Raw genomic sequence first — 11,015 nt, forward strand, 5'->3', positions numbered from 1 at the left:
CGTGCCTGATCTCCCCACACCCAATTTCCGGGACCGCCAGTTTCTCATCGATCATATCCAGAAGACGCTGGCCTTTTATCACCCGCGCAGCATCGACCCCACCGGCGGCTTCTATCATTTCCTGAAAGACGACGGCACGGTTTATGACGCCACCACGCGCCATCTGGTGAGCTCGACCCGCCTCGTCTTCAATTACGGCATGGCCTGCCGCCATTTCGGGCATGACAAATACCGCGACGGGCTGCGCCATGCGCTTACCTTCCTGCGCGATGCCCATCGCGGCCCGGCGACCGGCGGCTATGCCTGGACCCTCAAATGGGAGAACGGCCAGAAGACCGTGCTCGACGGCACCAATCATTGCTACGGTCTCGCCTTCGTGCTGCTGGCTTACGCTCATGCCGTCATGGCAGGCGAAGAATCAGCGCGGCCGCATCTCGCCGAGACATTCGATCTGATGGAGCGCCGCTTCTTCGAACCGCAACACGGCCTCTATGCCGATGAGGCAACGCCGGATTGGTCGCAGACCTATCCCTATCGCGGGCAGAACGCCAACATGCATGCCTGCGAGGCGATGCTGGCCGCCTATGACGCAACGAAGGAAACGCGCTATCTCGACCGCGCCGAACTCCTGGCCGAGAACATCACCCGGCGCCAGGCGGCGCTCGCCAATGGCATGATGTGGGAGCATTACCACGAAGATTGGTCGGTCGATTGGGAATACAATAAACAAGACAAGACCAACATCTTCCGTCCCTGGGGCTATCAGCCGGGACACTTGACCGAATGGGCCAAGCTCCTCCTCACCCTGGAGCGCCATCGCAAGCGCGACTGGTTGGCGCCGCGCGCCAAGGAACTCTTCGACCTGGCGCTCGCCAAGGCCTGGGACAAGCAGAACGGCGGCATCTTCTACGGCTTCGGGCCGGAGGATGAGATCTGCGATTCGGATAAATACTTCTGGGTCCAGGCCGAAAGCTTCGCCGCCGCCGCCTGTCTGGCGCAACGTCTCGGCAATGAGACCTATTGGTGCTGGTACGACCGCATCTGGGACTACGCTTGGCGCCATTTCGTCGACCACGACCACGGCGCCTGGTACCGCATCCTGACGCACGACAACAAGAAGTACTCCGACGAGAAAAGCCCGGCGGGGAAGGTCGACTACCACACCATGGGTGCGGCCTATGAGGTGCTGGGGGTCATCTAGAAGGTCGAGAGTCTTCGCCCCCGCCCCCCTCCTACCTCCCCCCTGAAGGTGGGAGGGATGGGTGGGGGGCCGGAAGCGATGACTCTCACCAAACTATCTCCCTGAAATCCCTCACTTTCCCCAAATTCCTGACCGATCCCTTTTCCCCCCGGTCAAACAATCCGGTTGAGCGCTGCGCCCGATCCGGTTTTACTAGCGAGAACGGGGAAGAGACGGGGGGAATGTAAAATGAGCGGCGCGGGTGGGGATGAATCCCAGACCGATCTGGATGAGAGCACCCTGGGCGTCCGCGCGCGCAGCCGGGCCCGGATCGAGGCCAGCATCCGCAAGGCGGCGGAAGAAGTCTTCGCCGAGATGGGCTTCGAAGGCGCCTCGACCAGCCTCATCGCCAAGCGCGCGGGCTTGCCTAAGGCCAACCTCCATTACTATTTCAAGACCAAGAACGACCTCTATCAGTTCGTGCTACGCGACATCATCGAGTTGTGGCTGAACACCGCGCAGGAGATCCAGCCCGAGGCCGATCCGGCCGTGGCGCTCGCCCATTACATCGGGCAGAAGATCGACCTCGCCCGCGACCGGCCGATCGCGTCACGCGTCTTTGCCAATGAAGTTCTGCACGGGGCGCCGCGCTTCGACCGCTTCATGCGCCAGGATTTGAAAGACTGGGTCGAGCGCAAATCGGCGATCATCGAGGAATGGATCGGGCGCGGGAAGATCGACCAGATCGACCCCAAGCATCTTTTCTTCATGATCTGGTCGACGACGCAGACCTATGCCGATTTCGCCACCCAGATCGCGGCGGTCCTCGGCCGACGCGAACTCATCGACAGCGACTATCAGCTCGCCGCAAAGCAGATCACCCACATCATCCTCAAGGGCTGCGGCCTCAAGGCACTAGATGCTTGAAAGGGGCGCCGCCCGATGAAGGTTCTGGTCGTCTTCGATCACCCGCGGCGGGACTCCTTTTGCGGCGGCGTGCTCGATCGTTTCACGGCGGGCCTCAAGGCCGCTGGCCATGTGCCGGAGATCGCCGATCTCCGCGCCGAGGGATTCGATCCGCGCCTGCCCCCAGCCGACGAACCGGATTGGGATGACGGCAGCAAGCGCTACAGCGACGTGGTCCTCCAGGAACAGGAACGCATCAGCCGCAACGAGGCGCTGGCTTTCATCTTCCCCATCTGGTGGTGGTCCTTTCCGGCAACGACCAAGGGCTGGATCGACCGCGTCTGGAACAATGGCTGGGCCTATGGCGACAAGAAGCTGCCGCACGCCAAGGCGCTCCTCATCGGCACCGCCTCGGGCGACGAAGCCGGCTATCTCAAGCGCCACTACGACGAGGCGATGCGCGTGCAGCTCGTCACCGGCATCATGCATTACTGTGGCATCCCCGATGCGCGCCTCGAATTCTTCTACGACGTCATGCAAAGCGCCGACCATCGCGCCGATCTGCTGAAGCGCGCGGAGGAACTGGGGCGCGGGTTCTAAGACCAAGCCCCCACCCACCCCTCCCACCTTCAGGGGGGAGGCCGGGAGGGGGGCCGCAACCGAAAACACTTACCGACACAAACCTCCGTCATCCCCGGGCTTGACCCGGGGATCAACTGCCGACAGCCTGTAGCTCTCGGCGTGAGAAGGATAACCAATGCGCAGTCGGCTCTATCTCAACTTGGCAATTCTCGCCCTCAGCCTATTTCTGCCGCATGTTGCGCTGGGATATCCGCCCTGTGTCGTCGACATGACTCTGGATGACGAAACGTATAACGCCATTGCCGAGCAGCGCTTTGAAGACGCAGCTAAGCTCCTGCAGAAGCCTGCGGCCGATGGTAACGTTGAGGCGCAATATCTCTTGGCGAACCGTTATCTCCATGGCTCCGGCGTTGCCAAAGACACGGACCGAGCGATTGACCTCTATACTCAGGCAGCGAAAGGCGGTTGCGTGACCGCGCAAAGCGATCTTGGGCTCTATTATGCCGACCAGGGTCGGTATGAAGCGGCCTTCCCGTTTCTGCTGGCGGCAGCGGAGAGCGGCATGCGCGGCTGGTCGACTCATCTTCTTGGCTTGATGTATGAGAAGGGGCTCGGCGCGCCGCGTGACCCGCAGAAGGGTGAATGCTGGCGCCAGAAGGCGACGGAGTTACCCCGCGCTCAACCCGAGCATTGTTGAGAGAGACTCATGTCGCTCGATCTCTACGCCGCCTTCGTTCTCACCAGCGCCGTGATGGCGATCATCCCCGGGCCGACCGCGACGCTCATCATCGCCATGGCGCGGCGATGATGCGGCGGCTTGCGTTCGCCGCTTCTCTGCTGGCCCTCGCCGCCCTCCCGGCCTTCGCCTATACCGGCACAGCCTGCCTTTCTACGGTGCCGGATGACCACGCCGCCTGCATCGCCCTGATCGGCGCCGTGCGCGTGATGATGACCGATGAGAACAGCACCGACCCCGCCTGCACCCGCGCCAATCCGGATGACATGCGCGTCACCGACGGTGTCATCGATTGGATCAGATCGCATCCTGAACGGCAGGGCGAAGACCTTGCCAACCTCGCCCGCGAAGCACTGCTGGTGATCGATCCCTGCACCCAACGCAGCCTCATCCCCGAAACCCCGCCCGCTGATCCGATCGATACGGAGTGAGCGACATGCACAGTGACGGAGCATCCGGGTCAATTCCGTTCCGACATAGCCTCCTTGCCGCCGCGATTGCCCTGTGTCTCGGCAGCGTCGACGACGCCCAGGCGCAGACCATCACCGGCGCCACCTGCTTTGCCGATAGCGGTGCCGACCGCGCACTCTGCGTCACGATGATCGGTGCGATGCGCGAATATATCCAGCTGTCCGGTAAGCTCGACTCTTCCTGCCCGCTCAACGATCGTGACGATCTCGGCGTCACGTATGCGTTAATGGACTGGATCCGCGCCCGTCCCGAGCGCAAAGCGGAGAGCCTCGGAACACTCGGCAAGGAGGGGCTTGTCGAAATCTACCCCTGTGCCCGCGCGGCCATCGACGCATCGTAACGGGCGAAATCCGGGCGCCAGAAATGTAGCATGACCACGCCGACAACGCAGGCGATGCCGCCCAAGACGGCAGCGAAAACGGGGGTCGTCAGTTCAGCGGCGATGCCAGATTCGATGTCGCCCAACCACGGCCCGCCGACACCGACGACAAAGGCCGCAGCGCTGATGCGGCCCATCAGAGCGCCCGGCGCCTGCGTCTGCAGGATCGTCGCCCGAAAGACGCCGGTCGCCATGTCAGCGGCGCCGGCCAAAGCCAAGAAAAATATGCCAATCCACAAGATGTCGCTCACCGCGAACAGGGCACTGGCAAGGCCCCAGATGACCGTGGCAATGAGCAGCGCCAACCCATGTCGTCGTGACCGCGTGAGTGGACCAGAGACGAACGCACCGATGATGCCGCCCATGGCGGGAGCGGCATAGAGCAGGCCCACCGATGCGGCGCCCCCTGTGAAATGCGTCGCCGCGAGTGCGGGAAAGAGGGCGCGCGGCATGCCGAACAGCATGCCGTTGATGTCGAGCAGCAGTGGCATGAGAAGCAGGCTTTTCGATTTGAGGAATCTGATGCCGTCGATCACCCCGGCAAAGCTTGGTTGCGTACCATCCGTCGCGCTGGGCAGATGTGGCAGGCGCCACGCGGCATAGGCTGCGATGGCGAAGGTGATGGCGTCAATCAGATAGGCCACTCCAAGCCCGAGCCGATCAATGACGAAGCCAGCAAGGATCGGACCAAGCAGGATGCTGATCTGGAACGAGAACATCGACAGCGCTGCTGCCGCCGCGAGCTTATCCGTCGCCATCAACGCTGGTACGATGGCGCGCAGGGTCGGACTCTCCAGCGCGAAGAAGGCGTTCTGCACGACGATCAGTGCATAGAGCAGCCAAAGCTGGGTTGGCGCGATCACAGCCTGCGCCACAAAGCCCAAGGAGACCGCAACCAATATCAGGCCGGTGAGAAAAGCGAGGCGTCGCCGGTCGACGCTGTCGATGATAGCCCCACCCAGCAGGCCGACAGCGAGGAGCGGCGTGAGCGCGCAAAATCCCACCATGCCGACGGCGAATGACGACTCGGTCAGCTGATAGACCTGGACTGAGACGACGACCGCCGTCATCGACGAGCCGATGCCGGAAAGGAGCTGTCCCCACCACAAGCGTCGATAGGCGGCAGAGACACGCAGGGGCGTCAGATCAATCAGCCAGGATCGCCGTGTACCGCCGTTATGATGATCGGATACCTGATTCATGCATTTTTGCCCAGTTGCAGAAGGGCCGCCTTTCTGGCGTACCAGTGGTAGAAAATCAAGATGGCGGCCGTTACCATGGCGTGGATCGATGATCGTTCTAAGATGGCTCCATGACCAACAGCGCCTATCCGATCCGCGTAGCCCCGGCACCGCTTCTCGCCATGATCGCCACCACGGCGCTGTGGGCGTTGGCGTTCATTGTGCCGTTGATGGTGCCGGGGGCGTCGTCGCTGGATATCACGTTCGGGCGCTATTTCGCCTATGGCATCTGCTCGGTCTTCCTGCTGTGGCGCTTCGGGCGTGTGACGTTGTCGATGCGCGATTGGGGACTTGCCGCGGCCTTCGCCTTCTTCGGCAATCTGCTTTACTACGCGCTGCTGGTGCTGGGCATTCGCCTTGCCGGGGCGGGGCTGGCGGTGCCGATCATCGGCCTCCTCCCCGTCACCGTGGCACTTGCCGGCAATTGGCGCGAGGGGGCGTTGCCGTGGCGCAAGCTGGCGCTGCCGCTCCTCGCCGTCTTCATCGGCTTGATGCTGGTCAATCTGGCGCGCGGTCTTGAAGCTGGCGGCGCCCATGCCTCTGGCTTCGGCATCCTCTGCCTGGTGGCACCCGTCATCATGTGGACCTGGTATGCCGTCGCCAATAGCGCCTTCCTCAAGCGCCGGCGCGATGTCAGTGCCAGCGCCTGGGCCAGCGCCATCGGTGTGACGACCCTGGGCCTGACCTTGGCGCTCTTTCCCCTGCACCTCGTCTTCGGCAATGGCGCGCAATCGATCCCGCATCTCTTTGCGACCGGCGAGGTCTTTGCCGTCGCCTTCTGGAGCACCGTGCTGGGCCTGGGTGCTTCCTGGGGGGCCGCCGCCTTGTTCAACATGGCGTCGACCAGATTGCCGGTGACATTGGCCGGGCAGCTGATCGTATTTGAAACCATCTTCGGCGTGCTCTACGTTTTCCTGGCCGAGGGACGGCGGCCGAGCGTGATCGAGTTGAGCGGGTTCGCTCTCTCTATCCTTGGTATCTGGCTGTCCATTCGCGTCCTGCAACACACAACAGAAACGAGATCATGACCGCCTCCGACATCCGCCAGTTCTTCGACGGTTACGCCCGTGCCTTTACCGCCCAGGATGCGGCGGGCATTTGCGATCATTATGCTTTTCCGGTGCAGATCCTTTCCGAGGATACCGGCTATGTGTTCCGCGACCGCGCCGAAATGCTGGCCGACATGACCGGCTTCGTCGCCTTTTACGACAAGGTCGATTTCGCCCGTGCCGAGATCGCCAAGTTCGAGTTCCAGAAACTGTCGCCGACCTTCGGCCAGGCGCATGTCGACTGGGCGCTGATCAACAAGCAGGGCGGACATATCGTCGACTTCCACACCACCTATACCCTGCGCCTCGACGGCAAGGGCCGCGCGGCGGGAGCCCCCGCCATCATCGGCATCCTTGCCCATACCGAGGACAGCGCCTGGCGCGAGCGCGGCGTGCCGATTGATTGGTAAGGTGGGCGATTGGTGACGCCGCGCCCAAACTTCGCAAGCGCGATCAAAGCGAGGTCAGGCAGTCTCCGCCGTGTCGGAGGTTCGTCATGAAAGCCAACACCAGCCTTGATTACAGCCGCCGCATCCAGCGGGTCATCCGGCATATGGGTGAGCATCTCGATGCGGATCTCGATCTGGCAAGCCTCGCCGAGGTGGCGCATCTCTCGCCCTTTCATTTCCACCGCATCTATGCCGGCATGACCGGCGAGACGGCGGCGGAAAGCTTGCGCCGCTTGCGCCTGCACCGCGCCGCCGGTCAGCTCATCGGATCGGAAACGCCGGTGCGCATGATCGCGAAGCAAGCGGGTTACGGCAGCGTCGCCGCCTTCACCCGCGCTTTTCAAGCGGCCTATGGCACGCCGCCCGCCACCTATCGGCAACGCGGCTTCCTGGTGATGGATTATTCGGATGCACTTCCGGCATCCCGCAACGTCACCCCGGAGCATGCCATGTTCAACGTCACCATCCGCGACAGCCAGCCCGTGCGCCTCGCGGCCTTCCGCCATCAGGGCAATTATCTGGAGATCGGCCCCGTTTTTGAGCGCCTGTTCACCTGGGCGGCCCCCCGCGGGCTGATGGGGCCGACCACCCGCGGCATCGGCATCTATTACAGCGACACCGCGAGCGTGCCGCTGGCGGACTGGCGCTCGGATGCCTGCATCAGCATCGCCGCCGACGTGACGCCGCCCGATGACGCCGATGCTCCGCGCCTCATCGATCTCGCCGGCGGGCGGCACGCAGTGCTGCGCCACAGGGGGCCCTATGCGGAGCTGCATCACGCCTATGCCTGGCTGTTCGGCCAATGGCTGCCAGGGAGCGGCGAGGTGCCGGCGGACCGGCCGGTTTTCGAAGAATACCTCAACAACCCGCGTGACTTGCCGCCCGAAGATTGGCTGACCGAGATTAATTTGCCGCTGGTTGCGCGCTGAGCGTCACACGAAGCCGTGAGCGACGGCATGCCAGTCCGATCTTGTGACCCGCATCACTGGTGCGCGGCCGCAAGCGATCCCATGCTTCTTCACGACACGCGATCCCGGGCTTGACCGATGGGGTCTAAGCCTGGCGGGGTCGGTATCTTCGGAGAAGTGCCATGACCACCCAGTTTCGCAAGACCAGCTTTGCCGCCGCCATCTTCGCCGTCGCCGCTTTCGGCCCGCAGGTGAGTTTCGCCGAGACCGTCGGCCCGATGGTCGATACAAAGAACCCCAAACTCACCGCCGGTCAGTTCGTCTCCAACTGCCAGATGATCGGCGGCACCGTCAGCGATGGTGGTTCTTCGGGCAATGGCGGCCGGATTGTCAATTGCGAGAAGGATAACGGTCTCGGCGTTTCGTGCTCGTTCGATGCCAATAGCCCGACCCATTGCGTCGGCAACGGCCCCCGTCCGCAGTAAGGGCCTTGCACTGCCACGCTGCTGACAGAATCTGACACTCCCCAAGGTTATGGTCCTCCTCCAGATACCGGAGGAGGACCTCATGCGCCGCTATTCTTACGAAACCGTGACAAGCCTGCCGGCCGAGCAGCTCTACCGGGCCTTTACCGATGTGGCCGCCTGGCCGCAATGGGATGACGGTATCGAGGCCATCATCCTGGAAGGCCCAGCCAATGAGGGGTCTGAATTCGCCCTCGTGCCCCGCGGGCGGCCTGAGGCGACGTTGCGGGCCGTGAAGCTGAAGGTCGAGACCATGGTGGAGCCCTATCGCTTCATCGATGTGGCCTATCTGCCGCTGGCACGCATGCGCACCGAGCATTCCTTCATCCCGACGCCCAGGGGCACGCTGGTGCGATCAACCGTCGAGATCCGCGGGCCGCTCGCGAGCTTCTGGGACCGTACGCTCAATGCCGATTACGCGGCCGGTGCCGCGCGCCAGACCCGCCGGTTCCTGGCCTTTGCCGCCAATTGGAACAAGCCGGTTGAGACGGCTGTCGCCAAAAAGAAGCCGCCGTTTCCGTTCTACACGGTGTGCTGATAGAGCCCCTCACCCCAGCCCTCTCCCCACTTCGTGGGGCGAGGGAGTTTTCACCGAGTTTTGCCTTAAGCCCCTCGCCCCGCTTGCGGGGAGAGGGGTTGGGGTGAGGGGTACTTCCTACTCCGCCGCCTTTTCCTGCTTGCGGACGACGCCTTTGGGGGCGCGGATGTCGTTGACCTTTTTGACGGCGTCGAAGATCGCGGGGAAGGTCGGGCGGTCGATATAGCGGCCGGCGCCGCGCTCCACCTGCAGCTCGCCTTTTTCATAGACGACCTTGCCCTGGCTGATGGTGACCGAGGTGTTGCCGGTGACGCTCATGCCTTCGAAGATGTTGTAGTCCACCTTTTGATGGTGCGTCTTCGCGGAGATGGTGCGCGTCGCCTTCGGATCCCAGACGACGATATCGGCATCGGCGCCGACGCTGACCGAGCCCTTCCTCGGATAGATGTTGAAGATCTGTGCCGCCGCCGTCGAGGTGACGCGGACGAATTCGGACGGTGTGAGGCGCCCAGTGCCGACACCATGATGCCACAGCACCGACATGCGGTCTTCGATGCCGCCGGTGCCGTTGGGAATCTTGGTGAAGTCGTTCTTGCCCGCGGCCTTCTGATCGGCACAGAAGCAGCAATGATCGGTGGCGGTGGTGTGGAGATTGCCCGATTGCAGCGCGCGCCACAGCACTTCCTGGTTCTCCTTCGGGCGGAAGGGCGGGCTCATGACATGGGCCGCCGCCACCGCGAAATCGGGATGGCGATAGACGCTGTCATCAATGAGCAAGTGACCCGCCAGCACCTCGCCATAGACGCGCTGGCCTTCGTTTCGGGCGCGCGTGATCGCCTCGACGGCCTCCTTGCACGAGTTGTGGACGATGTAGAGCGGGTTGCCGATGACCTGCGCCACACGGATGGCGCGGTTCGCGGCTTCGCCTTCGACTTCAGGTGGGCGCGAGAGCGGATGGCCTTCGGGACCGGTGATGCCCTTTTTCAAGATCTCGGCCTGGAGGTGATAGACCAGCTCGCCATTCTCGGCATGGACGGTCGGGATGGCGCCAAGCTCAAGGCAGCGCGCGAAGGAGAGCACGAGGTTCTCATCCGGCACCATGATGGCGTTCTTATAGGCCATGAAATGCTTGAACGAATTGACGCCCTTCTCGCGCGTGAGGATTCCCATCTCCTCGCGGACCTTGTCGGACCACCAGGTGACGGCGACATGGAAGGAATAATCGGCGCAGGATTTCTCGGCCCACTCGCGCCATTGATCGTAAGCGGAAAGGAGCGAGGTCTGCGGGGCCGGGATGACGAAATCGATGATCATCGTGGTACCACCGGCAAGACCCGCCGCGGTGCCGGTGAAGAAATCCTCCGAGGCCACCGTGCCCATGAAGGGCAGCTGCATGTGGGTGTGCGGGTCGATGCCGCCCGGCATCACATATTGGCCGCCGGCATCGACGACGCGCGCATTCGACGGCGCCTCGAGATTTGGCCCCACCGCCTTGATCTTCCCATTCTCGCAATAGACATCGGCGCGGGTCTCGCCATCGGCATTGACGACAGTCCCACCACGGATCAACAACGACATCGCGCGCACTCCCTTGGCTCAAAGGAACCTCTTGGGGTGCCGCAGGTGAGGCGGGCGAGACCAAAAGGCTCGTGGCTATGGCACCGCGTCGCTGCTGGCAAACGAGCCCCGCATCGCGCGGCGTTCTTTTTTGATCATTCGGTCAAGGATGGTAGCGGAAAGCGGCCACGGTGAAAAGTGCCGCGTGGGCGCGATTGCCCCATCACCCGTCACTTGATCACCCGTCACTTGGCGCCCCCTACGCCGCCGACGCATGTCGGCCCCCCCTCTCTAACTCTCCCCCTCAAGGGGGGAGAGGACTAAAGCGAGGTGGTCGTCACTGCTCAGTCTAAACCCCCTCCCCCCTTGAGGGGGAGGGTCGGGGAGGGGGGCCGGTTTCAGTCTCGCCTCTCTCCCCTCCATCCGCTCATCTCATCGCTCATTTGTCATCGCTCATCTGTCATCGCTCGGGCAGCTATGGTCGGCGTTTCATCC

At 62.9% G+C, this 11,015-nt stretch carries 13 protein-coding genes; 11 read left to right on the plus strand and 2 right to left on the minus strand.

Going from position 1 to position 11,015, the window contains the following annotated elements; genetic code table 11:
• Position 1 precedes the first annotated feature (1 nt).
• The 6 genes from SMD31_RS18805 to SMD31_RS18830 all read left to right on the plus strand — a co-directional run bounded on the left by SMD31_RS18805 (position 2) and on the right by SMD31_RS18830 (position 4,215).
• Positions 2 to 1,201 (plus strand): AGE family epimerase/isomerase, encoded by a 1,200-nt coding sequence (locus SMD31_RS18805; protein WP_320502467.1) that lies wholly within the window; start codon positions 2 to 4, stop codon positions 1,199 to 1,201.
• Between the two features lie 228 nt (positions 1,202 to 1,429).
• Positions 1,430 to 2,107, plus strand: a complete 678-nt coding sequence (locus SMD31_RS18810; RefSeq protein WP_320502468.1) for a TetR/AcrR family transcriptional regulator — start codon at positions 1,430 to 1,432, stop codon at positions 2,105 to 2,107.
• Between the two features lie 15 nt (positions 2,108 to 2,122).
• Positions 2,123 to 2,686: an NAD(P)H oxidoreductase gene (locus tag SMD31_RS18815; protein WP_320502469.1), complete on the plus strand. Its 564-nt coding sequence runs from the start codon at positions 2,123 to 2,125 to the stop codon at positions 2,684 to 2,686.
• Positions 2,687 to 2,843: 157 nt separating this feature from the next.
• Complete coding sequence (locus SMD31_RS18820) at positions 2,844 to 3,365, plus strand: tetratricopeptide repeat protein (protein ID WP_320502470.1); 522 nt, start codon at positions 2,844 to 2,846, stop codon at positions 3,363 to 3,365.
• Positions 3,366 to 3,472: 107 nt separating this feature from the next.
• The gene (locus tag SMD31_RS18825; protein WP_320502471.1) at positions 3,473 to 3,835 is read left to right on the plus strand and encodes a hypothetical protein; all 363 of its coding nucleotides are present in this window, start codon (positions 3,473 to 3,475) and stop codon (positions 3,833 to 3,835) included.
• 5 nt (positions 3,836 to 3,840) lie between these two features.
• The gene (locus tag SMD31_RS18830) at positions 3,841 to 4,215 is read left to right on the plus strand and encodes a hypothetical protein (RefSeq protein WP_320502472.1); all 375 of its coding nucleotides are present in this window, start codon (positions 3,841 to 3,843) and stop codon (positions 4,213 to 4,215) included.
• On the opposite strand, the gene SMD31_RS18835 is transcribed toward SMD31_RS18830, so the two are convergent.
• Positions 4,179 to 5,456, minus strand: coding sequence for an MFS transporter (locus SMD31_RS18835; protein WP_320502473.1), 1,278 nt, complete (start codon positions 5,454 to 5,456; stop codon positions 4,179 to 4,181). The two genes, SMD31_RS18830 and SMD31_RS18835, sit on opposite strands and share 37 nt — an antisense overlap.
• 110 nt (positions 5,457 to 5,566) lie before the next feature.
• Here SMD31_RS18835 and SMD31_RS18840 point away from each other — a divergent pair, with 110 nt between their 5' ends.
• The 5 genes from SMD31_RS18840 (at position 5,567) to SMD31_RS18860 (ending at position 8,963) form a co-directional block, all read left to right on the plus strand.
• Complete coding sequence (locus SMD31_RS18840) at positions 5,567 to 6,523, plus strand: DMT family transporter (RefSeq protein ID WP_320502474.1); 957 nt, start codon at positions 5,567 to 5,569, stop codon at positions 6,521 to 6,523.
• Positions 6,520 to 6,954 (plus strand): hypothetical protein, encoded by a 435-nt coding sequence (locus tag SMD31_RS18845; protein WP_320502475.1) that lies wholly within the window; start codon positions 6,520 to 6,522, stop codon positions 6,952 to 6,954. The genes SMD31_RS18840 and SMD31_RS18845 overlap by 4 nt, the downstream gene beginning before the upstream one ends.
• Before the next feature lie 86 nt (positions 6,955 to 7,040).
• Complete coding sequence (locus tag SMD31_RS18850; RefSeq protein WP_320502476.1) at positions 7,041 to 7,922, plus strand: AraC family transcriptional regulator; 882 nt, start codon at positions 7,041 to 7,043, stop codon at positions 7,920 to 7,922.
• Between the two features lie 161 nt (positions 7,923 to 8,083).
• Positions 8,084 to 8,386, plus strand: coding sequence for a hypothetical protein (locus SMD31_RS18855; RefSeq protein WP_320502477.1), 303 nt, complete (start codon positions 8,084 to 8,086; stop codon positions 8,384 to 8,386).
• A gap of 82 nt (positions 8,387 to 8,468) precedes the next feature.
• Positions 8,469 to 8,963 (plus strand): SRPBCC family protein, encoded by a 495-nt coding sequence (locus SMD31_RS18860; protein WP_320502478.1) that lies wholly within the window; start codon positions 8,469 to 8,471, stop codon positions 8,961 to 8,963.
• Between the two features lie 117 nt (positions 8,964 to 9,080).
• On the opposite strand, the gene hydA is transcribed toward SMD31_RS18860, so the two are convergent.
• Complete coding sequence (gene hydA / locus SMD31_RS18865; protein WP_320502479.1) at positions 9,081 to 10,541, minus strand: dihydropyrimidinase; 1,461 nt, start codon at positions 10,539 to 10,541, stop codon at positions 9,081 to 9,083.
• Between the last annotated feature and the right edge of the window lie 474 nt (positions 10,542 to 11,015).

This window comes from Dongia rigui (assembly GCF_034044635.1).
In the GTDB taxonomy this organism is placed as follows: Bacteria; Pseudomonadota; Alphaproteobacteria; order Dongiales; family Dongiaceae; genus Dongia; species Dongia rigui.

Bases quoted from the DNA above. Each gene is read 5' to 3' on its own strand.
- SMD31_RS18810 (WP_320502468.1), top strand. From the start codon at position 1,430: ATGAGCGGCGCGGGTGGGGATGAATCCCAGACCGATCTGGATGAGAGC.
- SMD31_RS18815 (WP_320502469.1), top strand. From the start codon at position 2,123: ATGAAGGTTCTGGTCGTCTTCGATCACCCGCGGCGGGACTCCTTTTGC.
- SMD31_RS18820 (WP_320502470.1), top strand. From the start codon at position 2,844: ATGCGCAGTCGGCTCTATCTCAACTTGGCAATTCTCGCCCTCAGCCTA.
- SMD31_RS18825 (WP_320502471.1), top strand. From the start codon at position 3,473: ATGATGCGGCGGCTTGCGTTCGCCGCTTCTCTGCTGGCCCTCGCCGCC.
- SMD31_RS18830 (WP_320502472.1), top strand. From the start codon at position 3,841: ATGCACAGTGACGGAGCATCCGGGTCAATTCCGTTCCGACATAGCCTC.
- SMD31_RS18835 (WP_320502473.1), bottom strand. From the start codon at position 5,456: ATGAATCAGGTATCCGATCATCATAACGGCGGTACACGGCGATCCTGG.
- SMD31_RS18840 (WP_320502474.1), top strand. From the start codon at position 5,567: ATGACCAACAGCGCCTATCCGATCCGCGTAGCCCCGGCACCGCTTCTC.
- SMD31_RS18845 (WP_320502475.1), top strand. From the start codon at position 6,520: ATGACCGCCTCCGACATCCGCCAGTTCTTCGACGGTTACGCCCGTGCC.
- SMD31_RS18850 (WP_320502476.1), top strand. From the start codon at position 7,041: ATGAAAGCCAACACCAGCCTTGATTACAGCCGCCGCATCCAGCGGGTC.
- SMD31_RS18855 (WP_320502477.1), top strand. From the start codon at position 8,084: ATGACCACCCAGTTTCGCAAGACCAGCTTTGCCGCCGCCATCTTCGCC.
- SMD31_RS18860 (WP_320502478.1), top strand. From the start codon at position 8,469: ATGCGCCGCTATTCTTACGAAACCGTGACAAGCCTGCCGGCCGAGCAG.
- hydA (WP_320502479.1), bottom strand. From the start codon at position 10,541: ATGTCGTTGTTGATCCGTGGTGGGACTGTCGTCAATGCCGATGGCGAG.